The 25,226-nt window shown below is 45.9% G+C and carries 28 protein-coding genes, 1 rRNA gene and 1 riboswitch; of the genes, 27 read left to right on the forward strand and 2 right to left on the reverse strand.

Translation table 11 applies throughout. The features are described 5' to 3' along the window. Together rrf and BLS69_RS30495 are read left to right on the forward strand one after the other, a co-directional pair. Positions 1-93: ribosomal RNA gene (gene rrf / locus BLS69_RS30490) — 5S ribosomal RNA — on the forward strand; the annotation flags it as partial. A 212-nt stretch (positions 94-305) separates the two neighbouring features. Continuing rightward, positions 306-746: a hypothetical protein gene (locus BLS69_RS30495; protein ID WP_017691399.1), complete on the forward strand. Its 441-nt coding sequence runs from the start codon at positions 306-308 to the stop codon at positions 744-746. A 642-nt stretch (positions 747-1,388) separates the two neighbouring features. Here BLS69_RS30495 and BLS69_RS30500 read toward each other — a convergent pair. Further along, positions 1,389-1,913, reverse strand: a complete 525-nt coding sequence (locus BLS69_RS30500) for a hypothetical protein (RefSeq protein ID WP_036606136.1) — start codon at positions 1,911-1,913, stop codon at positions 1,389-1,391. A 500-nt stretch (positions 1,914-2,413) separates the two neighbouring features. Between BLS69_RS30500 and BLS69_RS30510 the strand changes: the two genes are divergently transcribed. From BLS69_RS30510 to rsmI, 12 genes are all read left to right on the forward strand, one after another. Continuing rightward, complete coding sequence (locus tag BLS69_RS30510; protein WP_017691396.1) at positions 2,414-2,599, forward strand: sigma factor G inhibitor Gin; 186 nt, start codon at positions 2,414-2,416, stop codon at positions 2,597-2,599. A gap of 260 nt (positions 2,600-2,859) precedes the next feature. Next, positions 2,860-4,668 (forward strand): aminotransferase class I/II-fold pyridoxal phosphate-dependent enzyme, encoded by a 1,809-nt coding sequence (locus tag BLS69_RS30515; protein ID WP_091039089.1) that lies wholly within the window; start codon positions 2,860-2,862, stop codon positions 4,666-4,668. 530 nt (positions 4,669-5,198) lie between these two features. Further along, positions 5,199-5,627 carry a CidA/LrgA family protein gene (locus BLS69_RS30520; protein ID WP_091039091.1) on the forward strand — a complete coding sequence of 143 codons (429 nt, stop codon included), beginning with the start codon at positions 5,199-5,201 and terminating at the stop codon, positions 5,625-5,627. Continuing rightward, entirely contained in the window at positions 5,597-6,289 is a 693-nt protein-coding gene (locus tag BLS69_RS30525; RefSeq protein ID WP_083657392.1) for an LrgB family protein, read from the forward strand. Before BLS69_RS30520 ends, BLS69_RS30525 begins: the two co-directional genes overlap by 31 nt. 217 nt (positions 6,290-6,506) lie before the next feature. Continuing rightward, a complete protein-coding gene (tmk, locus tag BLS69_RS30530) occupies positions 6,507-7,154 on the forward strand; it encodes a dTMP kinase (protein ID WP_017691392.1) in 648 nt (215 codons plus the stop codon). Between the two features lie 61 nt (positions 7,155-7,215). Continuing rightward, positions 7,216-7,545: a cyclic-di-AMP receptor gene (locus BLS69_RS30535; protein ID WP_017691391.1), complete on the forward strand. Its 330-nt coding sequence runs from the start codon at positions 7,216-7,218 to the stop codon at positions 7,543-7,545. Between the two features lie 342 nt (positions 7,546-7,887). Next, positions 7,888-8,331: a YaaR family protein gene (locus BLS69_RS30540; RefSeq protein ID WP_017691389.1), complete on the forward strand. Its 444-nt coding sequence runs from the start codon at positions 7,888-7,890 to the stop codon at positions 8,329-8,331. Between the two features lie 9 nt (positions 8,332-8,340). After that, entirely contained in the window at positions 8,341-9,312 is a 972-nt protein-coding gene (gene holB, locus BLS69_RS30545; RefSeq protein ID WP_076216771.1) for a DNA polymerase III subunit delta', read from the forward strand. A gap of 117 nt (positions 9,313-9,429) precedes the next feature. Next, the gene (locus BLS69_RS30550; RefSeq protein WP_053778939.1) at positions 9,430-10,230 is read left to right on the forward strand and encodes a PSP1 domain-containing protein; all 801 of its coding nucleotides are present in this window, start codon (positions 9,430-9,432) and stop codon (positions 10,228-10,230) included. Between the two features lie 28 nt (positions 10,231-10,258). Then, positions 10,259-10,627, forward strand: a complete 369-nt coding sequence (yabA, locus tag BLS69_RS30555) for a DNA replication initiation control protein YabA (protein ID WP_017691386.1) — start codon at positions 10,259-10,261, stop codon at positions 10,625-10,627. Positions 10,628-10,722: 95 nt separating this feature from the next. Continuing rightward, entirely contained in the window at positions 10,723-11,502 is a 780-nt protein-coding gene (locus tag BLS69_RS30560; protein ID WP_091039093.1) for a tRNA1(Val) (adenine(37)-N6)-methyltransferase, read from the forward strand. Continuing rightward, on the forward strand, positions 11,503-12,390 hold the full coding sequence (rsmI, locus tag BLS69_RS30565) for a 16S rRNA (cytidine(1402)-2'-O)-methyltransferase (RefSeq protein ID WP_091039095.1): 888 nt from the start codon (positions 11,503-11,505) through the stop codon (positions 12,388-12,390). It abuts the gene before it with no gap. A gap of 281 nt (positions 12,391-12,671) precedes the next feature. On the opposite strand, the gene BLS69_RS30570 is transcribed toward rsmI, so the two are convergent. Further along, the gene (locus BLS69_RS30570) at positions 12,672-12,926 is read right to left on the reverse strand and encodes an AbrB/MazE/SpoVT family DNA-binding domain-containing protein (protein WP_024633700.1); all 255 of its coding nucleotides are present in this window, start codon (positions 12,924-12,926) and stop codon (positions 12,672-12,674) included. A 317-nt stretch (positions 12,927-13,243) separates the two neighbouring features. On the opposite strand from BLS69_RS30570, the gene BLS69_RS30575 reads away from it, so the two are divergent. From BLS69_RS30575 to glmU, 13 genes are all read left to right on the forward strand, one after another. Then, positions 13,244-14,521: an HD domain-containing protein gene (locus BLS69_RS30575; protein ID WP_091039097.1), complete on the forward strand. Its 1,278-nt coding sequence runs from the start codon at positions 13,244-13,246 to the stop codon at positions 14,519-14,521. Between the two features lie 332 nt (positions 14,522-14,853). Beyond that, positions 14,854-15,624 (forward strand): TatD family hydrolase, encoded by a 771-nt coding sequence (locus BLS69_RS30580; protein WP_174806491.1) that lies wholly within the window; start codon positions 14,854-14,856, stop codon positions 15,622-15,624. A gap of 241 nt (positions 15,625-15,865) precedes the next feature. Then, positions 15,866-16,119, forward strand: a riboswitch (cyclic di-AMP (ydaO/yuaA leader). A 273-nt stretch (positions 16,120-16,392) separates the two neighbouring features. Continuing rightward, the gene (locus BLS69_RS30585; RefSeq protein WP_091039099.1) at positions 16,393-17,577 is read left to right on the forward strand and encodes a 3D domain-containing protein; all 1,185 of its coding nucleotides are present in this window, start codon (positions 16,393-16,395) and stop codon (positions 17,575-17,577) included. A gap of 155 nt (positions 17,578-17,732) precedes the next feature. After that, positions 17,733-18,278, forward strand: a complete 546-nt coding sequence (rnmV, locus tag BLS69_RS30590; protein WP_017691379.1) for a ribonuclease M5 — start codon at positions 17,733-17,735, stop codon at positions 18,276-18,278. A 4-nt stretch (positions 18,279-18,282) separates the two neighbouring features. After that, the gene (gene rsmA, locus BLS69_RS30595) at positions 18,283-19,185 is read left to right on the forward strand and encodes a 16S rRNA (adenine(1518)-N(6)/adenine(1519)-N(6))-dimethyltransferase RsmA (RefSeq protein WP_305367894.1); all 903 of its coding nucleotides are present in this window, start codon (positions 18,283-18,285) and stop codon (positions 19,183-19,185) included. A gap of 59 nt (positions 19,186-19,244) precedes the next feature. Then, on the forward strand, positions 19,245-20,141 hold the full coding sequence (gene yabG / locus BLS69_RS30600; protein ID WP_017691377.1) for a sporulation peptidase YabG: 897 nt from the start codon (positions 19,245-19,247) through the stop codon (positions 20,139-20,141). A gap of 153 nt (positions 20,142-20,294) precedes the next feature. Then, complete coding sequence (gene veg / locus BLS69_RS30605; RefSeq protein ID WP_017691376.1) at positions 20,295-20,570, forward strand: biofilm formation stimulator Veg; 276 nt, start codon at positions 20,295-20,297, stop codon at positions 20,568-20,570. Between the two features lie 248 nt (positions 20,571-20,818). Beyond that, on the forward strand, positions 20,819-20,995 hold the full coding sequence (locus tag BLS69_RS30610) for a small, acid-soluble spore protein, alpha/beta type (RefSeq protein WP_017691375.1): 177 nt from the start codon (positions 20,819-20,821) through the stop codon (positions 20,993-20,995). A gap of 149 nt (positions 20,996-21,144) precedes the next feature. Then, positions 21,145-21,999, forward strand: a complete 855-nt coding sequence (ispE, locus tag BLS69_RS30615) for a 4-(cytidine 5'-diphospho)-2-C-methyl-D-erythritol kinase (protein ID WP_091039149.1) — start codon at positions 21,145-21,147, stop codon at positions 21,997-21,999. A gap of 97 nt (positions 22,000-22,096) precedes the next feature. After that, positions 22,097-22,924 carry a pur operon repressor gene (purR, locus tag BLS69_RS30620; RefSeq protein ID WP_017691373.1) on the forward strand — a complete coding sequence of 276 codons (828 nt, stop codon included), beginning with the start codon at positions 22,097-22,099 and terminating at the stop codon, positions 22,922-22,924. A gap of 188 nt (positions 22,925-23,112) precedes the next feature. Then, positions 23,113-23,397 carry a septation regulator SpoVG gene (gene spoVG / locus BLS69_RS30625; RefSeq protein ID WP_017691372.1) on the forward strand — a complete coding sequence of 95 codons (285 nt, stop codon included), beginning with the start codon at positions 23,113-23,115 and terminating at the stop codon, positions 23,395-23,397. An 83-nt stretch (positions 23,398-23,480) separates the two neighbouring features. Next, on the forward strand, positions 23,481-23,675 hold the full coding sequence (locus tag BLS69_RS30630) for a hypothetical protein (protein WP_133387509.1): 195 nt from the start codon (positions 23,481-23,483) through the stop codon (positions 23,673-23,675). A gap of 77 nt (positions 23,676-23,752) precedes the next feature. Next, the gene (gene glmU / locus BLS69_RS30635) at positions 23,753-25,144 is read left to right on the forward strand and encodes a bifunctional UDP-N-acetylglucosamine diphosphorylase/glucosamine-1-phosphate N-acetyltransferase GlmU (protein ID WP_371129110.1); all 1,392 of its coding nucleotides are present in this window, start codon (positions 23,753-23,755) and stop codon (positions 25,142-25,144) included. The last annotated feature ends 82 nt before the right edge of the window (positions 25,145-25,226 follow it).

A 25,226-nucleotide genomic window follows, 5' to 3' on the forward strand; every position in this document is an offset into this window, starting at 1 on the left:
CCACACGTACCCATCCCGAACACGACCGTTAAGCCCTCTAGCGCCGATGGTACTTGGACCGCAGGGTCCTGGGAGAGTAGGACGCCGCCAAGCAAAGAACCACTGCCGATGTTATTCGGTGGTGGTTTTTATTTGTTTATAAGGATTAGATACGATGAGCGGAAGCTCTGACATGATCGATACTGGAAGGTAACATTTTTGTTACGGATAACAGCGGCAAAACCAGTATAATAGGACTATGTTAAATATGCTAAAAGTACCTGACCACAGAGCTGGAATGTGCAGCTGTGAAAAGGAGGGTGTGTGTGTTAAGTTGGCGGAGACTTGGACTACAATCATTTCTGTTGCTTTGTTTGACCGTTGTTCTGGCAGGATGCGGTGAAGCATCAGGATCTGTATGGACTTCATATGAAGGTGCGGTGAACGAGAAGAGTTTTCCGGTGCCTAAAGTAGCGAATAAATCTGACCAGTCTGAAAATAATTCGGATATGGATTATGTTCGATATACGCTGTCTGGTATTAGTGAGAGTACTAGCTTGCCTGAGGTATATCTAGACGAGATTAAAAGCTGGGGTTGGACAGAGAGGCAAGCCAAGGGTACATCCAATGAATCCAGTACCTTGCGTGTATTTGCAAAGGAAGGACATACTGTGCATTTAGCAGTACATGATGGTTCCTTTACACTAATGGTTCCTAGAAATGATGCTACTCAAACGACAGTTAAATCATTGGCTGAAGACGATTGAGCTGTTGCGGGTAAGGTTGTATATGATTAATTAACGTTGTGATGTTCCTTATAATATAGTAAAGCTCCCGTGTACTTGATCGGGGGCTTTTTGTTATTTAGCAAAGTAGTTTAGTAAGATGGGAGAACCTATGACGTATGGTGGATCAGAGGTCATAAGGAATGGAATAGTTTCTTTCGTACATGTATAGGTGGTGTGTGTGCTTGAAGCATAGGGGAGTGTAGAGCGTTAAAAATAGAAGGAGAGTGATATAAGTTGTATAAAGGTATTGAAGTAATGAACGGCTGATGGAAATCAGCTAGAAGGCAGATAGAGCTGAGACTGAGCAAGAGATTGCTCAAAGATGTACGATCTACGAGATATCTGGGGCTATGAGGATATCGAGCAGCCGCAGGCAAAGAGGAGAAGAACGGAGTCTCGAGTGGGGATAACTTATTTTACTATACCCATACTGTGGATAAGGGATAAGAAGGGGACGACAAATAAAGGTTATCCACTGTGGATAACCTTTATTTGAGCATGTGAGGCTGAGTCAACTGAACGATACACGATCATGATTTTGCACCAGATTATTCGAAGGGCTCAGCGATTATGTATTACAGGTAATTGAGGTACATTCAGTATTGCATAAACGAGGGAGTGTTATTGCAGATAGTATGAAACATCTTGTTCATTCAATTTGATGAGTCCATCTTTGCGCTCACGGGAGAGTACCATTACAACATACAAGCGAGGACCCAGCAACCACAAATGCCAGAAGATCAGCGAGAGGGTGAAGGATAACGGCGACCATATCAAACATACTGTAATGATACATAATCCAATCCAGCTCATGTTAAGGTGTACCCGGACAAACATACGGAAGCTGAAATGCTGATCAGGGATATAACCTAACCAGGGCATACGCATATTCCAGCGCCAGCGTTTGGCGTAAGAGGTACGGACCAGCAGTAATATCGTTCTGGCGATGACATAATGAATCCAAATGGTGATTGGACCTGCCAGTACAAAAAAGAAGAGGCCAGTCCAGGAGAATGCAAGTAGATTGAATAAGAGCATGATGACCGGCAGACACAGATAGCTGTAAATGACACTGCGGGCGATAGCCTTTTTTTTCAGAAGCCGGTATTGATAAAATGTTGCTTTATTCTCCGGTTCGGCGATCATACGATTATATATCCTCCTTCGGATTCACGTTTGTGTGGGAGTGGGTATTCATTTTTCTTACACGAGTAAAAGGGAATGAACCATGCATGTATGTATATATGAACCTTGTATCTCACGCCATGACGATTGTACAAGATATTGAGATTCGACGGAGCTTATCTCAGTATACTCCCGAATACACGGACTGTCAGGCTTTGATATCGTTATCATGTATTATATATCGGCTGAGATTCCAAGTTTTTTTAAGGAAATTGAATATAAGTTTGAGTCAGGCCAAGGGATGCGTGATGTAGAGGTAAATGCGGTGGAATGTAGGATAACTGTATTACATAAGCAAGTGAATGTTCTTGTAGGGAGAATGAATGTATTTTTCGGTACAGACACCCAAGAGGGGGTGGGCGAATATATATATTTTATAGAAAGAAAGCACTATGAAAATGTTTAAAATAATAGAAACTGTGCAATACTGATAGTAAACGTAAAACAAGGTGGGATGGTTCATGGAAGAACATGCCGAACACACATGTATTATCTGCGAGCAAAGAAAAAGAGAAGGCATTTTTATTGTATCTGAATTCATATGTGACACTTGTGAAGCAGAAATGGTTCATACCGACGCGCAGGATGCCAAGTACAATTATTTTATTCATCAAATGAAGCAAATTTGGGTACAAAAAAACGCATAATGAATGTTGCTCATAGAAGTAGAAGCGAAACATCACATTGTAACGATGCTGATGTGCATAGAGGCCCAATGGGCCTTTTTCTGTTTTTAAGAGGAGAGATTGTCTTGTTTGCCATCTTGGGAAGGCGTATGCTGATATAATGGTATAGATCATTTGCGGTAGAGCGTGTGGAGGAGATGGGGAAGAAGTGCGTTCCTTGGATTAGGAAGCATTTTGAAGCGCATAGGGCGCACATTATATATGTACAGGATGGTTATTTCATGGATCATAAAAATAAATCAAGTAGTGCCCCTCTATATGAAGCGTTGCTTGCGTATCGTGATTCGAAGCAGCGTTCTTTTCATGTGCCTGGGCATAAGAATGGACAAGCTTATCGACATTTGGTAGAACAAGCAGAAGCAGGGCAACCTCCAGTTAAGGATATCGTTAATGAGGAACACCAGCACAACGGTGAGATTCAGAATGATGGAGGAAAGAATGTTAACCAGAAGTTAGAGCGTTTCAGTTCGGTGGATGAACATGGGGCTGATCTGGAGAGTGTGGAACGACTCAGCGTTGAAGGGGCTCACTCGGAATTAGAACTGGTACCGGATCGTTCATTCCTGGAGATGATGGAGATGGATGTTACGGAGATTACGGGCACCGACGATTTGCATCATCCGGAAGGTGTGATCCAGGAAGCACAGGAGCTTGCGGCAGATTGTTTTGGTGCTGAGGAGAGTTTCTTCCTTGTGGGAGGCAGTACTGCAGGTAATCTGTCCTTACTGCTCACCGTGTGTGATGAGCCGGACAGTATTGTACTGGTGCAACGGAATGTGCACAAATCCGTTATTCACGGGTTGATGCTGGCAGGCGCAAGGGCTGTATTTCTGGAGCCGTGGGTCGATCCTGTGTCTGGACTTGCGGTCATGCCGTCGGTGGAGACGGTGCAGGCTGCTGTCCAGTCCTACCCTGAGGCTAAGGGTGTATTAGTCACTTTGCCCAATTATTACGGCATGGGCGCAGATTTAACGCCCATAGCCGAGGTATGCCACGCCGCTGGCATGCCACTGCTCGTGGATGAAGCGCATGGCGCGCATTATGGGCAGCATCCGGAGTTGCCTGCCTCTGCACTGTCATGCGGAGCAGACGGTGTTGTGCAGTCGACACATAAGATGCTGACGGCTTTCACCATGGGTGCCATGCTGCACATTCAGGGACCACGTTTAAACCGGTCCCTGTTAAGGCAGCGCCTGGCTATGGTGCAAAGCTCAAGCCCATCATACCCGGTGATGGCTTCGCTTGATCTGGCGCGCCGCCTGCTGCACGTGCAGGGCGCGAACACATTCACGGCGGGACTCGCCGCCGTGAATGCTTTTAAGCGCGGCCTCGCGGAGCTGCCGCGCTTTCAGTTGCTGCAGCAAGAACCGCCAGCCGGAATAGCGAAGCCGGCTGGCATGTCCGTGTCCGCTGCGCAGCAGACACGGGAGGGCCTGACCGCGGCGGCGAAGCCATCTGCCGCGGGGTATACCGCTCAGGACCCATTCAAGGCCGTCATTTATGACGGCGCAGGGGTGCTGAGCGGTTATGGGCTACAGCAGCAGCTGGAAGCATGCGGCTGTGTGCCCGAGATGAGCGACGAACGGTACGTCGTCTTGCTCTTCAGCCTGGGCTCAACGGTGCAAGATGCTCAGCACTTGTTGCAGGCTTTACACCATATCAGCTCTGCCGATGGGCATGAGCAGGTCCAATCTAATACAGAGTCATCTCATCAGCTTGCGAAAGGTTCGGCGCATTATATTTCCACGTGGAACAATTTACAAGAAAACACTCGCTACTCGGAACCGATCTCCTTCACGCTGCAACCGATTGTGGATACGGATACGGTCAATGTTCCGATAGAAGAAAGCGTGGGTTGTCGATCAGCTGAGATGGTAGTCCCGTATCCTCCAGGGATTCCGCTTGTATATCCGGGTGAACGACTAAGTCCATCGATGGTGGCACGTATACAACTCCTGCGCGATGAAGGAGCAAAGTTTCACGGGGTATCCGATGCATCTCTACAGGTATTGAAGGTCATGAAGAATTGACGATACACATGAAAAACTGAATTGCATTCACCAATAGGTAGTCTATATGACCAATACGGATAGCGATACTGGACCCTACATATGTGAGGGTCTCTTGGTCATTAATTTAGTTGCTAGGGTGTGTCTTCAAACTCAGGCATGCAATACGTTGAAGGATGTCAGGGTCCAACATCTGGAAGTCAAGGATTGCTGAGCCTGGCGAATTGTCCAGACGATTTTCTAAGGAACCGAGGACGTCTTATCTAGCCTTTAAGTTCTCCTTTTATTTTGTAAGGAACCTGAGACACGTTATTAATCAAAATCATCTAACAAACACGCTATAAACGGCTGATTATTCCAATATAACGTGTTTCAGATTCCTTAGATTGCTGCGGGCGTTTCAAATCGCTGAATAAGACGTCACAGGGTCGTTAGCGCTCCCGCTCCGTGCTCTGCTCCAGACGCGTTCAGTTACGTTCCGGCTTTCGGCAGGTTTGAAGACACGCTCTAGTTCAACCTATACAGATAGACATAAGAAAGAAGGGAACACTTTGGGTATTCCGCTAAAAAAATATACAGGAATAGTCCTGCAAGTTTTGCTGATGTACGGTTTTTATTGGATTGGAAACTTGATTCAAGCTGTATTACATCTGCCGTTAACAGGTAGTATTGTGGGCATGTTAGTATTGTTTGTCAGCATTCAACTGGGATGGATCAAAATGAGCTGGGGAGAAGAAGGGTCAACGTGGCTTCAATCTCATCTGCAATTGTTGTTTATTCCGCCAACTGTGGGCATCATTAATCATTTTGATTTTTTTAGAGCCAACACATTGTTATTAGTTCTTGGTTTAATCGTGAGCACCTTAATCACATGTCTGATATCTGCCAAATTAAGTGAGTGGCTCATGACATGGAGATCGTCTCATTCAGGCAAAAAGGAGGCGATCACTTGTCAGCATTCATCCTCGGAATTGGAATGATCGCGCTAACCATCGCTGTATATATTCCAGCCACTCGTCTATATAAAAGGCTGAGATGGCCAATACTTATGCCTGTACTCACAACAACTGCCATACTGATCCTGATCTTGGTGATTTCCGGTATAAAGCTGGATACGTACATGCTGGGTGGCAAATGGATACAGGAGCTCTTGGGACCAGCAGTTGTATCTCTCGCTTTTCCCTTGTCCAGACATCTGCATGTGCTGAAGCAAAATATCATTCCAATTGTGGGTGGAACGATCGGAGGCAGTATTACAGGTGTCTCCACAGGTGCTTTAATCGCCATTCTGCTTGGCTATCCTCAAGAGATGGTCATCGCTTTATTGCCAAAATCAGTGACAACTCCTGTGGCTATTCAACTCGCTAATCAGGTTGGAGGGAATGCCTCATTCACATCGCTGTTTGTGATGATTGCAGGTTTCTCAGGGATATTACTAGGGCCGATGCTGTTGAAATGGGCCAAAGTCCGCAGTAAACATGCCTATGGAATTGGACTGGGCTCAGCATCTCATGCCCTCGGTATGGCAAGGTCTTTTGAATATGGAGAGAATGCGGTGGCCCTCAGTTCAGTTTCCATGATTGTCAGTGCCATTGCCGGATCAATTATGCTTCCATTATGGGTATGGATTATCTACGGTTGAACGCTTTACTTTGTTGTTCATGTTGGAGTAACCGCTGACCTATAGTATGATAGAAAGAAACAAGCTTGTATGATCTTGGTGTTATTAATACGTACCGATATAGCTGTAGCTATACACCTCTGGGCGGGGGATATCATATCTTGTAGCAAGAGGGTCTAAGCATATTCAATTACAGCAGCAATAGATGCAATTATCGACATAGAAAGCAGGGAAGCATATGCAGGGCAGAGGTAAATTCATTACGCTGGAAGGGGGAGAGGGTTCCGGTAAAACAACGATGATCGGTAGAATAGGTTCTTATTTTGAAGAACGGGGTATACCTTACGTAGTTACGCGAGAGCCTGGCGGAATTGAGATTGCGGAGAAAATACGTTCAATTATTCTGGACCCTCTTCATACGGCAATGGATGCTCGAACCGAAGCGCTATTGTATGCAGCTGCACGCAGCCAGCATCTGGCGGAGAAAGTAGAGCCTGCTCTGAGAGCTGGAAAAGCAGTCATCTGTGACCGATTTGTCGATAGCAGTCTGGTCTATCAAGGATACGCCCGTGGACTCGGGATAGAGAATGTATGGGCCATTAATCGTTTTGCGATTGGTGATCTCATGCCGGATGTGACCTTATATCTGGACATTGAGCCTGAAGTTGGGCTTGCCCGGATTGATGCTCATGATGGCCGGGAAGTGAACCGTCTGGATCTGGAAAATCTGGAGTTTCACCGTAAAGTGCGAGAGGGTTACTTCCTATTAAAAGAGCAGTTCCCGGAACGGATCAGAGTTATCGATGCTTCCATGAAGCAGGAGGATGTCTTGGCAGCAATGATTTTGTCGCTGGAGACAGGGATTTTGAAGGATTTTGACGAGTAATTGTCTAATATATAGACAGGGCATTTGATAAAGGTGCTTATTCTAAAGGAGGTTATGCAGGATGAAACTGATTGTTGCGATTATACAGGATAAAGACAGCAACCGATTATCCAGCGCATTGGTCAAAGCAAACTTTCGGGCAACGAAGCTTGCCAGTACGGGCGGATTTTTGAAGGCAGGCAACACGACGTTTATGATCGGTGTCGATGATGGTCAAGTCGAATCCGTAATGAACGTCATTCGCAGCAGCTGTAAGGTTCGTGAACAGCTCGTGACTCCGGTCACACCGATGAGTGGAACAACCGACTCTTACCTGCCGCTACCTGTTGAAGTTCAAGTAGGTGGAGCTACTGTATTTGTTCTCCCGGTAGATCGCTTCGAACATTTCTAATTAAACCTATTGCATGGATCCCATGAGGGTCCTTCATGATCGATAGCATGTTGGAAACGATGGATGCAAGAAGAGTTAACAGAGTTCGTGCGTGCCACTTACGGAACGCCTTTCTTGACGAGAAGAATCAGCATACTCTTTCCGGATGAGCATTTCCCAGCTGGGGAATGGTTCCTTTCGGAAAGAGGTTGACTACAAAGAAAAAATCCTTGATGGTAGATGTGTATCTACCATTATATATAGTGTGATCAGCATATATAAAAGCCTCATTCTCACGCACAGGCGCAACGCGCACTGTGCTGATGGGCGATTGGCTATCTATGATAGAAAGCGGGCGTATCCATGAAAATCAATCCTGGATTCAGACCGATTCAGAGCGGGATCAGTTCTACTGATTCAGGTTCCAAACCGGTCCAATCCAAAAATTTCTCTGATATGATGAATCACCAGGGGGAACGGGCCTCACAAGCTGAACTGAATCGCCGGTTTAGTGAAATCCAGCTTCAGGGAGATCGCTTGGCACGTTCCATGACGATTCGTGAACTGAAGGCGTATAAGCAACTTGTTAAAAGGTTCCTGGAAGAGACCGTTCGTCGCGGTGTATCCATGAAAGAGACAAGGGGTTGGGATCGTCGTGGCAGAGGCAAGCGTTATAAGCTGATTGATGAAATCGACTCCGCTCTGTTATCCATGGCTGATGAACTGCTGGATACAGAAGAAGGAAAAATCTCTCTATTACAACAAGTAGGCGAAATTCGGGGGATGCTTATTAATTTAAGCTTCTGAGGAGGAAGTATGTCCTTTCAACAGATTATGGGTCAACAAGCGGCCAAGCAAATGTTACAAAGCAGTTTGAGACGTCATGCAATAAGCCATGCGTATTTGTTTAGCGGTCCAGCTGGTAGTGGGCAACGGAAGACGGCAATTACCTTTGCCAAGGCAATATTCTGCACAGAGCTTGAAGATGACGCTTGTGGGCAGTGTCTTGAATGCCGTAAGGTGGATCATGGTAACCATCCGGATCTAACCATGCTTGCACCAGATGGAAACAACATTAAAATAGATCAAATCCGGGATCTGCAGCGTATCTTTTCATATCGATCAGAGGCAGGTCATCCCAAAGTATATATTATAGAACAAGCCGAGAAAATGACGGTTCAGGCAGCAAACAGTTTGCTCAAATTTCTGGAGGAACCGCAGGTACCAGCAGTCGGCATCCTAATTACAGATAATGGACAGGCCATGTTGCCAACGATCCGCTCACGCTCCCAATTGGTGCCGTTCAGCGCACTGAATCCGGAAGAGATGCTGCAATCTCTGATCGAGGAAGGGCACCCTGCCAATCTGGCTCGCTCTGCCGTCCATTTAGCGTCAGGATTGGAAGCATGTAGAGAAATTCTCCAGCAGAATTGGTTTGCAGAAATTAGAAACGTAATGTTACAATTAGGGAAGGAGTCCCTGGGTAGAGGAAGTACATCATTGATCTCTGCACAGCAGAAGCTTTTTAAAACCGGACTCTCTGAACATCTGGACATGTTGCTTAGTTTGTTCCATCTATGGTTTAGGGACATGCTGTATGTTCAGTACGATAGGCATGAACATATCGTTTTTATAGATCAGTTAGACATGTTATCTCAGTTGGCACATACCCGCAGCACAGAGCAGTGGGTCTCCTATATGGATATGGCCGCAGCATGCAGAAAAAAATTGCGTTTCAACGTCAATGGCCAGCTTTGTCTGGAGCAATTTTTGATCGGTTTGGCATAAGACTGGGAGAGGGCAGAGTTAGCTCCAATCATATGCAAACGGTTATAACTTCGGCCGGTTCCCTAAGAAGACGGGGCTTCAGACGAAGTGGGGTTGGCTTACAAGGGGGTTAATTTTTTGTACAGTGTAGTGGGTGTCCGTTTCAAAAAAGCGGGCAAAATTTATTACTTCGATCCCCTGGACCTTCCCATTGAGAAAGAAAACTGCGTTATCGTGGAGACAGCGCGGGGGGTAGAGTACGGTAAGGTTGTTGTTGGTAAGAAGGAAGTGGGCGAGTCCGATGTGGTGTTGCCGCTGAAGAAAGTCATCCGCGTTGCGGGCGAGACAGATGCCCGTGTGGTTGATGAGAACAAGCGTGCAGCGAAGGAAGCATTCGGTACTTGTTTAAATAAAATCAAAGACCATGGCCTCAAAATGAAGCTGGTCGATGTGGAATTTACGTTTGATCGCAATAAAATTATATTTTATTTTACAGCTGAAGGAAGAGTTGATTTCCGGGAGCTGGTCAAGGATCTGGCAAGCATATTCCGGACACGAATCGAGCTGAGACAGATTGGTGTACGTGATGAAGCGAAGATGCTTGGCGGAATCGGACCTTGCGGCCGTGTGTTGTGTTGTTCTTCCTGGCTGGGAGACTTTGAGCCGGTATCAATCAAGATGGCTAAAGATCAGAGCCTGTCACTGAATCCGACGAAAATTTCAGGGTTGTGCGGAAGACTCATGTGCTGTCTGAAATTTGAGCATGATAACTATGAAAGTGTGAGAGAAGAACTGCCAGCTGTAGGCAAATTGGTCGTCACCTCATTGGGTGAAGGAAAAGTTGTCGGAATTAATGCCGGTAGCCGCACAGTCCATGTTCAACTGTTCGACATCAGTAAAGTCAAAGAACTTCCGCTGGATGACGTCGTTATCAAGTAAACCATAAAGGTTGCTTCGGGGTGGAAACTTGGAAAAGAAAAATCTGTTTACGCACATTCATGAAATGGAAACCCAACTGGGTCAGTTGCACGGTGATTTAGGAGAGTTAAAAATGATTGTGAAGGAGCTGCTTGAGGATAATCAGCGGCTTACCATCGAGAATGAGCAGTTACGCAAACTGCTCAAACGTGAGGCTCCGGCAGATCTGCCGATCTCCTCAGCACTCGCTCCCGTAGCAAGACCAGCAGGTCCGGCTACAGGTGAAGATGTTGTGGGTGAAGGGTATGATAATCTGGCCCGGTTGTATCACGAAGGCTTCCATATCTGCAACGTCTATTATGGACATCTGCGGACGGAAGGCGATTGTCTGTTCTGCCTGTCTTTTTTGAATAAATGAAGTGACCGTAGGGATCCCCTACGGTTTTTTTTCAAGGTTATAAACCTAAACTAAACGAACATGAGATATAGAGTACCGGAGGATGAGCGTAACATATGAAAGCAAATGAAGTTGTGTTACATGAGTCAGAGCGGATTGATGATCTGCTCTCTCATGATCTGAGAATCATTCAAAGTGATGAAGTGTTTAGTTTTTCGATGGATGCCGTATTATTAGCCCGGTTTGCTTCCGTACCTAAACGGGGTCGTGTACTTGATTTGTGTACGGGTAACGGGGTGGTTCCCATTCTGCTTACAACGCGTACGCAGGCTAGTCTGGAAGGGATCGAGATTCAGCCACGTTTGGCTGATATGGCACGTCGCAGTGTGCAATTAAATGCATTGAATGAGTCGATTATGGTTCGTGAAGGTGATTTGCGAGAACTGGTAAAAGAAACAGGACATGCTGTTTACGATGCAATAACGGTTAATCCTCCATACATGCCCCTGAATGGCAGTGATCTCAAGATGAACACACATCAGGCAATGGCACGTCATGAGATCGGATGTACCCTGGAAGAAGTGATACAGGCTTGCAGTCGACTTGTACGTAATGGCGGAAAAGTATCGATGGTTCATCGTCCGCAGCGACTTGCAGAGATTATCTCGCTCATGCGCGAGTATAAGCTGGAGCCAAAGCGGATTCGGATGGTACATCCCCGTGCTCATCTGGAAGCCAACATGGTATTAATTGAAGGAATGAAAGATGGTAAACCAGAAGTAAGGATGCTTCCTCCACTCATTGTCTACAATGAAGAGGGGAAATACTGCGAAGAGATTATGGATATTTACTATGGTCAGCAACATGCTGAACGTACTACGAAAGGAGGGCTTTAGATGACTTTGCATATTCAGAAAAGCTATGCGGAGCAACCTGAAGGGTCAGGCAAGCTATATCTGGTTGGAACACCCATTGGTAATCTGGAGGATATGACCTTCCGAGCCATCAAGACATTGCAGAGTTGTGACATCATTGCAGCAGAAGATACACGCCAGACCCGAAAACTGCTGACCCATTTTGAAATTACACCTTCGATGCTGTTTAGTTATCATGAGCATAATAAGGGGGCGAGTGGACCTGAACTGATACGCTATATAATAGAAGGAAAAAATTTGGCACTTGTCAGCGATGCTGGTTTGCCAGCCATTTCGGACCCTGGTTCTGACCTTGTACAGCTTGCACTGGAGGCAGGAATAACGGTCATTCCCATCCCTGGACCAAACGCTGCGTTGTCTGCTCTGATCGTGTCCGGATTACCGACGGAGCGTTTTACATTCGGCGGTTTTTTGCCGCGGGAGAAAAAGGACATGCGAAAAGTGCTGGAGGCTTTTGACGAATCCAACGGGACTTTGTTATTTTATGAATCGCCTCACCGTATTCGGAAAACATTAGTCCACCTCGAAGAAATTCTGGGTGATCGCTCGATTGTCCTGGCTCGTGAACTAACCAAGCGTCATGAGGAATTCGCAAGGGGCACTGTGAAGGAATGTATAGATTGGCTTGAAGAACATCCGCCTCTTGGCGAGTACTGTTTGCTGGTAGAAGGCATTAAGGAAGAGGAGCGTAAGGCTGAGCGCGAAGCATGGTGGCAGCTCATGTCACTCGCCGATCATGTCAGCCATTATGAGGGTGAAGGACATAACCGCAAAGATGCAATGAAAAAAACGGCTACCGATCGCGGCCTGACGAAGCGTGATGTATATAATGCATTAATCGAGCAGTAATCTAACCCAATATCTTCTGTTGTGGGGAACATAACTTGAAAAGAAGCTTATATCCAACCTTAGTGGAATATTAAAAAGAGCAGAGTGGCTCAAAAAAATTCCAAACAAATTTTATCGTTCTCTTCCGCGGTTCGCGTGTGACAGAATTATTTTGGGTAATGGAACCCATAACAAGGCAAAAAAATACCTTCCGCGGTGGGGTTCACACCGGGAAGGTCATTAAGGAATATTAAAAAGGTTAGAAATAACAATTTAGATAAGTCCAGTATACCTGGTTTTTCTTATTTTGTCACAGGTGCAGGGATTTCGGAAATACATTCGTTACAAACAATTTTACCTTTGAAGTAAGTAACGTTCTCTGCATTACCACAGAAGATACAAGCAGGCTCATATTTTTTCAACATGATGCGCTCGCCGTCAACATAGATTTCCAGAGCATCTTTTTCACCAATACCGAGCGTACGGCGCAATTCAATTGGAATAACTACCCGTCCCAGTTCGTCCACTTTTCTTACAATACCTGTTGATTTCATCATTATAATCAGTGCTCCTCTCAGCTAACTATCATTGTCATTATTCGACATTATTTTATGTTTTATGATACTCATCATACCAACGATTCCCAAATCAGTCAACCTTAAAATTAGCTTAAAATTAAGGCTGTTTTTCACAAGGTTACTGGTGGTAAGGGATTGGAAGCTGTTTTTCGCATTTAAACCTCAATGTCAGCTTTGTCGATTTGGAAAACGACAAAACTACTTCATTCGACAAAGTTCGTCATAACGTGTCGAATCTTAGGTGAATCGTAGAGTTCAAAGCGTTAATATAAAAGAAATTAAAGGAGTGAGTCGACATGGAACAACGTTTAACGGAAGAGAAAGTATTCAAAGATCCGGTACATAATTATATCCACGTGCAAGATCCGGTTATATGGCAGTTAATTAACACCCCGGAATTTCAGCGTTTACGCCGGATTCGTCAGCTGGGTACTTCTTACCTTACATTTCACGGAGCAGAGCATAGTCGGTTCTCACATTCACTAGGTGTTTATGAGATCACACGCAAGATCATCTCTCAATTTGAAAGAAGTCATTATTCGGATTGGCCGAAGGAAGAAAAGATTGTAGCTCTTTGTGCAGCTCTACTTCATGATCTCGGGCATGGGCCATTCTCTCATTCCATTGAGGAAGCTTTTGACATGAATCACGAAGATTGGACTTGTCGCATTATTACAGGTGATACCGAAGTAGGGGCGATCTTAAGACGGTATGCTCCTGATTTTCCTGACAAAGTAGCGTCTGTCATTCAAAAAACGTATGAAAAGCCGATTGTGGTGAACTTGGTGACCAGTCCGCTTGATGCAGACCGAATGGATTATTTGCTCAGGGATGCCTATTTTACAGGTGTAAATTACGGCACGATTGACCTTGATCGTATCCTTCGGATGCTGCGTCCTTATCATGGGCGGATTGTAGTCAAGGAGTCAGGCATGCATGCTGTGGAGGATTACCTAATGTCTCGGTATCAGATGTATTGGCAGATTTACTTCCATCCGGTGACTCGTAGTTCTGAAATTATATTGCGGCAAATATTCAAGCGAGCGAAAACACTCATACAGCATGGTTTTCAATTCCGCTTCATGATTGATCCACTCCCTCAACTATTTGAAGGAGAATTATCCGTAGATGAATATTTGCAGTTGGATGAAGCATTAATTCAGACGGCATTTACGCAGTGGCGCAAGGAGGACGATACTGTTCTGAGTGAGTTATGCGAACGTTTTATGGATCGCAAGTTATATAAGTATGTAGAGCTTGAACAGGTCGACTTGACAATGATGGAAGAGATTCGGGAAGCTTTTGTACAGGCTGGTCTCGATCCCGAATATGATCTTGAAATTGATTTTCCTTCGGATAATCCGTATGATGTGTTTCGTCCGGATGAATCCACAGATAAGCAGATTCTTCTTCTGGATCGACAGGACAATTTACGTGAGTTGTCAGAAGTATCTGACATTGTCCGTTCCATCAGTGGGCTTCACCGAGGGAAACATCATTTGTATTACCCGCAAAACAAGGTGGATGCGATTATTCACGAATTACCGTCACATATACGCCCCTATTTCTTGTAATCGTGTGGGTATAATCCGATGAAGAATTTCGATATCAAAACACTTTCTAAAAGAGCTATTTTTCATGATACAGTAATCTGCTTTAATGGGGAGTATATGTAGATCGACATAATTTTGTAAATGCAAGCAGGTAGAATGGGTACAATCAGCAATATATAGATCAGAATATCCGTATATCTTCTATATATTGTAGTTGTGAAGAAACAAACGTAATGATGTAATACACAGATACCCAAAATGTTTTATGTATGAGTCATTGAATTATTGAATTTTACAAATTGAATTTTGAAAAAGAAGATAGTCGTAATTTCGACATGAAGGGAGATACAAACATGATGCTGTTCGACACACATACACATCTGGATGCACCACAATTCGACGAGGACCGCGAGGACATGATTCAGCGTGCTGTGGATGCAGGAGTTGGTCGCATGATCAACATTGGCTTTAACCGGGAGACGATTCCAACTACAATGAAACTCGCTGAAACATATGACTTTATCTATGCAGCTGTAGGGTGGCATCCAGTAGATGCGATCACAATGCAGGAGGGTGATTTGGAGTGGATTGCATCTTTATGCAAGCATGAAAAAGTGGTTGCGATCGGTGAGATTGGATTGGATTATCACTGGGATACTTCACCGAAGGAAATACAGCATCGCGTATTACGACAACAAATTGCTTTGGCGCGTGAAGTGAACATGCCAATTGTCATTCATAATCGGGATGCACATGAGGATATCATAAGAATTTTGCGTGAAGAGAAAGCGAGTGAAGTTGGTGGTGTGATGCACTCGTTCTCGGGCAGCTGGGAAACAGCGAAAAGTTGTCTCGATATGGGCTTCCATCTCTCCTTCGGAGGACCGATCACATTCAAAAATGCAAAGCAGCCCAAAGAGGTACTGGAGAAGGTTCCTATGGACCGGTTTTTCATTGAAACAGATGCTCCATATTTGACACCTCACCCTTATCGTGGGAAACGAAATGAGACAGCGCATGTACGTCTGGTTGCAGAGGCAGCTGCGGAAATTAAAGGCATTTCGGTGGAGGAAATTGCAGCAATAACAACCAAAAATGCCATGGAACGATTTGGAATTCGTTAAAAAAACGAGCAAATGAGGTGAAAAAGGCAGGTAAGCGGAGTTAATTTGCCCTTTGATTCAAATAAATCAAGAATATTACAATATTTTAACCAAATATTCAGAAAAACGTACTTGATCAACGCTTTACAACATGCATCAAAACAGGATATCATCTTTTCAGTGAATTGTTGTGCGGAAAATTGGACAGATGTTCGGGGGATGAACAAAGGGACACTTTCCGATGAAACAACATTACTTTCATGAATCAGTCTCGCTGAGTCTCCGTTAACGGAGAGCGGGGGAACCAATAGGGCTTAAACATCGGTGTATTTGGCCGATGCGCAACGTTCGCTGACCCAAAAGCAGCGAAGGGAACTGCGAAGCCGTATTTGATTTCTTCTTTGGGTCTCGGGGTGAATTCAAGGGCGTCCGCCATGAGCGGGTGACCCAAGATAGGGCGGCTCTCTTTCGCCCGAACCCGACAGCTAACCTCGCAAGCGGAAAAAGAGAGGCAACCTCGTGCATGAATTTCCGATATTCAAAATCATTCGGAAGCCACGAAAGAGTTCCTCTTACACTCTTTCTTTGGCTTTTTTGTTTTTGAATAAAAGAAATATTGTCATCATACGGTAGGTATTCAGGAGGATGACATCATGTTGCGAAGATTGATTCATGGTGCAGAACCGGATTATGTTGGTCCGATCTGTGTTCTGTAGAAAATTTGGTATAGTCACGTCAAAGACATCATGCATTACTTTAGACGGCGAGGCTATGAAGGAGGACGGAGAAGTGGGCACATTCCAACCAGAAGAGACCCATGAGTCACGATCATCCAGTAAGTCTTTCGCGTTGCGGTGGAAGCATGAGAACATGCGTCAAATGGCATTGATCGCGATTTTCTCAATTGCGCTTACAATCATGATCTTGTTAGTCGTTTACGGTCAGGCCGGGAAACAAATTTCACTGGTTATTGATGGCAAGGCTCAGGTGGTAGAGACTCGTACAGGAATGCTTCAGGAAATGCTGGAGGAGCAGTCGATCACAGTCAGCCCTCACGATAAGGTATCCATGTCCATGAATGGGGCGATTACAGATGGAGACCGAATCGTTATTGAGCGGGCCGTTCCAGTTAACATTACGGCAGACGGAGACACCAAGACTCTGTATACAACCGATTCATCGGTAGAAGATGCAATCCAAAAATCAGGTATTCAAGTTGAAAGTAATGATAAAGTGTATCCGGCGCTTGGAACTGCCATCAAAGCGGAGATGAAGATCCGTGTAGTGCGCGTAACAAAGCGTACAGTGGATGTAGAGCAACCGATCGCTTACAAAGTCATTAAAACGGCTGACCCTAGCTTGTACAAAGGGGATAACCGTGTCGTTGTGAACGGCAAAGAAGGCACAATTGTGCAGCATATCGAAAAGGTATTTCAGGATGGAGAATTGGTCTCCAAAAAAATGGTCGGCAAATCTGTCGCGAATAATCGTGTAGATAAAGTGATCGCTGTCGGCACCAAAGCAAAACCGGTCGTGAAAGAACCTGAGATTCAGACCGTATCGGCTCAAACTTCAACAACCAAAAAGGCTACAACAACGAACTCGAAGAAAACATCTGCCTCGGGCAGCAAAGTGATTACCGTATCCGGGACTTCTTTTAAATACTCTAAAGTACTTAAAAATGTATCCATGACTGCCTACTCTTCCGAAGAGCCGGGCATTGGTACTAAAACAGCTTCCGGTACTCGTGTAACGGAAGGGCGCACCATTGCGGTTGATCCCAAAGTCATTCCAATTGGCTGGTGGGTATATATCGAAGGTCTGGGATTCCGTCGTGCGGAAGATACAGGCGGTGCCATCAAAGGCAATAAAATTGATGTATATTATGACAGTGTGAAGCATGCCCTGAATTTTGGACGTAAAAAAGGCAAGACGGTCTACGTGATCGGTCCGGTGAAGCCGGAAGCGAACTAAAATCGTTTTACTTTGAAATGGGAATGCTATAAAATAGTTGCATGAATGATTCATGCGGAATATGCGGCGGAGGAGTCTGAATTCAGTCTCCCCCGCCGTTTGGCAGAGAAGAGGATATTCCTCTTCTTTTTGCGTTAGAAAGGAAGAAATGGAACATGATAAAAGAAGTCATTGTGGTGGAAGGCCGTGACGATACGGTAGCTATCCGTCGGGCCGTTGAAGCCGATACAATAGAAACAGGTGGATCAGCCATCAACCAACGCATTCTGAAGCGGATTGCGCTTGCTCAGGAGAGACGGGGAGTCATTGTACTGACAGATCCGGATCATGCTGGCGAACGCATTCGTAAAATTATTGCGAATAAGGTCCCTGGCTGTAAACATGCCTTCATTCCGGAGGCCGATGCAACACGCAAAGGTGACATTGGGGTGGAGAATGCCTCACCGGAGGCGATCCGTCATGCTCTGGCGCGTGTACATACTTCATACGAAGGTGCTCCGAGCCTGATCGATTGGGAGGACCTGATCGCGGCAGGACTTATTGTGCATCCGCAGGCTGCTGCACGTCGCATGGAGATGGGCAATCTGCTGGGCATCGGTTATTGTAACGGGAAGCAGTTCCACAAACGTCTCAGTGTATTTCAGATTACACGGGAAGAGTTCTCTACAGCATTAGCGCAAATTGAACGTGAAGGATTGTGAGCATATGAAGGATATGGAAGAGACGATAGAAATTGCAACGCCCAAGCGAACCAAAGAGATTATTCAAAGACACGGATTCTCATTTAAGAAAAGTCTGGGTCAGAACTTTCTGATCGATCAAAATATACTGAACAAAATTGTTAATGCAGCCGATTTGGACGAGTCCAAGGGCGCGTTAGAGATCGGGCCGGGTATTGGAGCCCTTACGGAGCGACTGGCTCGGGTAGCCGGTCCTGTCACAGCCGTAGAGATTGATCAGCGCTTGATCCCAATCCTAGGAGAAGTGATGCAGCCTTATTCGAATGTACGTGTTCATCATGGGGATGTGCTGAAGCTTGATCTGGCTGAGTTGTTTAATACGGATTTTGCATCCGTGGACAAAGTCAGTGTTGTGGCTAACCTGCCTTATTATGTAACGACGCCAATCATGATGAAACTGCTGGAAGAGAAGCTGCCGTTAGACAGCATTGTTGTCATGATCCAAAAAGAAGTGGCTGAACGGATGGCTGCTGCACCGGGATCAAAAGACTACGGCAGTCTGAGTATCGCAGTTCAGTACTACAGTATGCCGGAGCTTGTGTGCATTGTGCCTCCTACGGTCTTCATTCCGCAACCTAATGTGGAATCAGCTGTCATTAAGCTAAAAGTGCGTGAGCAACCACCAGTGGAGATTCCGGATGAAGCACACTACTTCGAAGTGGTACAGGCTTCTTTTGCCCAGCGGAGAAAAACAATCTCAAACAACCTGAAGGCACGCTTCTTCACAAAAGAGAACCGGGAACAGGCAGATATTCTGCTGGAGCGGGCAGGTATTCAACCGTCCCGACGTGGAGAGACGGTGAGTCTGCAAGAGTATGCTACACTCAGCACCGTAATGTGGGAAGCAGGGGTACGTGCAGCGCTGTAAAATTTGAATGAACCAAACCGGGTCTTTGCCCATACGATGGGGTAGAGGTGATTACGTTGATGAATATCGGAGACTTGGTCGTTCGGAAGTCATACGGCGGCGATGTGACTTTTCGGGTGGAAGGCCTCCAGTTGGATGCTGCGGTCATTAAAGGGACTGAGTTCCGGCTGATTGCCGATTCCCCGGTGGACGATTTGATACAGGTTCCCTACGAACCACAAAGCGCCAAGACCAGACAGGCGCATATTAAAGCACATCAGACCCTGTCCCGTCTGCAGCAGAATCGTATGGAACAGGCTGAGCGGAATCGGGAAGGTCTGGTACAAGATTGGTCTGCTCAGCAGGAACCGGCTTATTTTGAAATGCCTGGAAAGGTGCTTCATCTGGATGGAGATCCGAACTATTTGAAAAAAAGTATGGATCTCTATGAGCAACTTCGTGTGCCCGCAGAGGGACAATATGTCCATGAATCGGCAATGGCAGATACCTTATACCGTTTATTACCCAAAGTACGTCCGGATATCGTGGTCATTACGGGTCATGATGGGGTGCTAAAGACACGTCAGCCCTATGACTTATATAGTCTTGGTAGCTATAAGAACTCGCAAAATTTTGTGTCGGCCATTCAGGTGGCCAGACAATATGAACGCCATCTGGACGCCCTCACTATTGTGGCAGGGGCCTGTCAGTCCCATTTTGAGGCACTGCTGCGCGCTGGAGCGAACTTTGCCAGTTCTCCAGGCAGAATTCTCATTCATGCACTTGACCCGGTCTATGTGGCAGCCAAGGCCTCCTTCACCTCTGTGCGGGATACGGTCAATATGAGTGATGTTCTGCACAATACCATCAGTGGTAGCCAGGGTGTGGGTGGTGTCGAGACACGGGGGAGTTACCGGGTAGGTCTGCCTGGGCTGAATGATTTATCTACGCTAAAAGTGAACCCGTCGGCAGTCTGATGTAGGCCATTTAAAGTCCCAATTTGGGGCTTTTTTTGTTTGCAAAAAAATTCATTGACAACAACTTTTTGATGCTGATATAATAATTAGTTTTGATTTGACAATGACTGTAAAATCCGGTATAATGGACAAGAAAAGAGGTGGTCGTCGACAATGGCTAAAAACACGCTGTTGGATATCAAACGCAATCTCGATGCACATATTGGTCAGAAAATTATGTTGCGGGCTAATGGTGGCCGCCGTAAGACCATTGAGCGTACGGGTGTATTGGAAGAAACGTACCCTTCTGTTTTTATTGTTAAGCTTGATGAGGAGCAAGAAACCTTCAAGCGAGTATCTTATAGTTATGCGGATATACTTACGGAGTCGGTGGAAGTCATGGTTTATGACCCGGGCAGCCAGACGCATAGCTCCTATATGGAGACGTAAGTATCGATTTACAGGCGATTCGCCCCACAAGGCGGATCGCTTTTTTGTTTTTTTAAACACCAATTCGCCCTTAACGTAACCCATACATACTCAGGAATGAGCGAGGAACGGTCGCGGCATACTACATGGACAGGTGAAGGGACAGTTTCTTAAGCAATGCAGGAAACTGAATATAACCTGATGGCAAGATGTCCAAAACGTGAACGAACTCATCACATTATGAAGGATACATTGGAGGAGGATGGTTCATGAGTCGCAGAAGAAGAAGTGTCATGTCAGAGGATCTGAAGAATGAGCTTGCGAAAGACCTGGGCTTCTATGATACGGTCCAACAGGAAGGTTGGGGTGGAATCAAAGCCAAGGATGCAGGAAACATGGTGAAAAGAGCCATTCAACTTGCTGAGCAGGCTGCCCGCAAATCTTAATCCGGTTCAAGCAGACTGAAAAGCGGGGAAATCCGTCAGGAACAACCCCGCTTTTTCCCCTTAGATGCGGAATAGAAATGACTTGACAGCCCCATTTTGATATAATATGTTAAGTTGTCTTAGGGAAAAGGTGAGGACGGGTGAACGCCTTGAAAATTTACGAAAAAGCGCCTGCTAAAATTAATTTGATGCTGGACGTTTTACATAAAAGAAGCGATGGATTCCATGAAGTTGAAATGATCATGACCATGGTCGATCTGGCTGATCGACTGGAAATGTCGGAGCTGCCGCGAGATACTATTTTCATCTCCAGTCAGGCGGGTTATATTCCGCTGGACGAGAAGAATCTGGCTTTCCAGGCAGCCAGACTCATTAAGGAGCGTTATAACGTGCGTACGGGCGTCCATATTCATCTGGATAAAAAGATTCCAGTTGCAGCCGGACTTGCCGGGGGCAGCAGTGATGCAGCAGCAGCGCTGCGTGGATTGAACCGTCTGTGGCGGTTGAATATACCGGATCACGAACTGCAGGAGCTTGGAGCTGAACTCGGGTCGGATGTTCCATTCTGTATCACAGGAGGGACTGCACTCGCTACGGGTCGTGGTGAGAAGTTAACACCCATTCCTAATCCGCCGCAATGCTGGGTGATTCTGGCCAAGCCTCCGATCAATGTGTCTACAGCCGATGTGTACGGACGTTTCCGCAGTGACAAGATTGTTCGTCATCCGAGTGCGGCTAAAATGGAGCAGGCTATTCGTAACCAATCATTTACGGAAGTATGTAACCAGATGGGCAATGTACTTGAAGATGTAACGTTGAAACTGTATCCGGAAGTTCAGCATCTAAAGGATGCCATGATTCGATTGGGTGCAGACGGCGTGTTAATGTCCGGTAGCGGTCCAACGGTATTTGGGCTGGTCTCCAAAGAATCGAAGGTTGCCCGGGTATATAATGGTCTGCGTGGTTTCTGTAAAGAAGTGTACGCTGTACGTATGTTGACGTAAAATTCGCTTTTATAATGTACAAACACGTATAAAGGTGGTATATTTTTAAATAATTATTCGGATTTGGATGTTTCCGTGATCGTGAGGATGGATCTCTGTGAAGAAGTTAAAACGAAGCGCAAGGCTGGTTGAAATGACGCAATACTTATTGTCCAGACCGCATACGGTTATTCCGTTGACCACATTTGCCGAACGTTATGGAGCCGCAAAGTCTTCAATTAGTGAAGATTTGGCGATTATCAAGGAAGTGTTCGAAGAAGGTGGGTCAGGAGAACTGCATACACTGGCTGGAGCAGCCGGGGGAGTAAGATGGATTCCGAAGGTATCCCGAGAACTGGCACTGGCATTTGCGGAGCGGCTCTCGACCCAGCTCGCGCAACCTGATCGGATCTTGCCTGGAGAATACCTGTACATGTCCGACTTGCTTGGTCAGCCCGCATTGATGAATGAAGCCGGCAAGATTTTTGCAACGGCCTTTGGCAATATGAATATTGATGTGGTTATGACGGTAGAAACCAAAGGAATTCCACTGGCTTATGCGACCGGAGCCCAGCTCAACCTGCCTGTCGTGCTCGTACGCAGGGACCATCAGGCTACAGAAGGATCGGCCGTAAGTATCAATTATGTATCCGGGTCCCATAAAAGTCTGCATACCATGTCCCTCTCTCGTAGGGCGATGCGTGAGCATTCCAGAGTACTTATTGTGGATGACTTCATGAAGGCCGGGGGTACGGTGCAAGGAATGATCGATCTTTTGGCCGAGTTTAATGCTACAGTTGCCGGGGTAGGGGTACTGGTGGAATCTGGTTCTGTAGATTCAGAAGAACGTCTGTTAACAGATTACGTATCTCTGGCGAAACTGACAGCGGTTGATGCCAAGAGCAGACAGATTTCCGTCAAGCCTGGCAACTATTTTGACCTGTAGAAAGATGACGAATGTTATGTCGTTAAAAGGTCTTTTCCATCGACCTGGCACTAACGTTGTCGAATTGTGTATTAAATAAAAAAATTCCTGAAATTAGGAAATTTTTGTGGTTATAAAAAGAAGGAGTTCGTATATGCTGTGTGGAATTATACACCAAGTTCTGATGGAAAAAGGTGGTGAACACACACATGCAAATTACGGATGTCAGACTCCGCCGTGTTAACTCGGAGGGGAGAATGAAGGCTATCGCATCCATTACCATCGATAACGAATTCGTCGTTCATGACATTCGTGTCATTGATGGTAACAACGGAATGTTTGTTGCTATGCCGAGCAAACGTACTCCTGATGGAGAGTTCCGTGATATCGCCCACCCGATCTCTTCCGGTACGCGTGAGAAGATTCAGGCAGCAGTTTTGACTGAATACGATCGTGCGGCAACTGAGGAAGAAGTCATTGAAGAAGGTGCCTGAGAACATTATTGGGGTTCGAAGGAAAAGAGAGCCATGTCTTATGGCTCTCTTTTCTTTTTGACCGGAATAAGATATATTCAGTATTGAGTTTATTAGCAGAGAACAAAAAGCGCATCGTGCGCTTGGTGGCAGGGCGGCATCTTAGGAATCATCGGGATTCGGTTAAGCTCGCAGGTACACGGCGTATACATATAGGTCACGATTCGTTGGTGTCCGCGTTGTTACGTGTGATTACAGAGACAGCAGGCGATGAACAGGACCGGCTTGAAGCCGGCTGAACGATACTCATTGGATATAGATCAGCAATGCATTTCAATGGGATTTTCAGAACAGGAGGTTGTTAATTTTGAAACGAATGGCAATCGTTCTTGCCGCAGGGCAAGGAAAACGAATGAAATCAAAATTGTACAAAGTACTGCATCCCGTATGCGGTAAACCTATGGTTGGACATGTGCTGGATGCAGCACTCAGCGCAGGCGTTGAACGCAGTGTAGTTGTAGTCGGTCATGGTGCCGAAGCGGTGCAGTCATTTTTGGGTTCCAGAGCAGAGTATGCACTCCAGGCAGAACAACTGGGTACAGGTCATGCAGTGAAGCAGGTTAAATCTTTGCTTGGCGGCGAGACAGGTTCTACAATTGTGGTCTGTGGAGATACACCGCTTGTGACCAGTGAGACGTTGGAAGGTCTGATGAAGCTGCATGAGAGCAGCGGAGCAGCAGCCACAGTTCTTACGGCTCAGTTGGACAATCCCAAAGGTTATGGCCGCGTCATTCGCGGAGAAGATGGATCTGTACAACGGATTGTGGAACAAAAGGATTGCACAGAGCAGGAAGATGCTGTGAATGAGATTAACACAGGCACATACTGTTTTGATAATGCAAAATTGTTCGCTGCCTTGGAAAAAGTGACGAACCAGAACGCTCAGGGAGAGTATTATCTCACAGACGTAGTTGGCATTTTCCGCAATGATGGAGAAGTGGTTGAAGCTTACATGTCGGATGACATCGCAGAATCCATCGGGGTTAATGACCGACTTGCACTTTCGCAAGCCGAAGCCTTCATGCGTGAACGTCTTGCCGTACGCCATATGTTGAACGGTGTTACAATCATTGATCCGTCATCGACATATATCGGAGCGGATGTTACGATTGGATCAGATACAGTTTTGTATCCGGGGACGATTCTCAAAGGCACAACTTCCATCGGTGAAGCATGTCATATTGGTCCTCAGGCAGATGTGGAAGACAGCATTATTCAGGACGGAGTTACGATTAAACATTCGGTAGTATCCAATGCCGAGGTTGGTTCTGATGCAACGGTAGGTCCATTTGCTAATTTGCGTCCAGGGACTAAACTGGGTCGCAACGTAAAAATTGGTGACTTTGTTGAAGTGAAAAATGCTACAATTGATGAAGGTTCCAAAGTATCTCATCTCAGCTATATCGGAGATGCCAAAGTAGGGAAAAACGTAAATGTTGGATGCGGGGCAATAACTGTCAATTATGATGGTTATAATAAAGCTGTGACAACGATTGAAGATGATGCTTTTGTAGGCAGCAACGTCAATCTGATTGCACCGATTACGGTAGGAAAAGGCGCTTATGTGGTTGCTGGCTCCACCGTTACCCATTCCGTTCCCGAGAATGATCTGGCCATTGCTCGTCCACGTCAGGAGAATAAACCTGGTTATGCGGAGAAGATTCGCGGACGTGCCAAAGCCAAGAAACAAAATGCCAAACCCCAATAAGGGGTTTTGATAACAAGATTGCCTCCCGAAGATCGGGGAGGTGCCGACATGTCGCAGACGCTTATTGATTCCAATGAACCAG

Source organism: Paenibacillus sp. CF095, from assembly GCF_900101225.1.
Lineage (GTDB): Bacteria > Bacillota > Bacilli > Paenibacillales > Paenibacillaceae > Paenibacillus.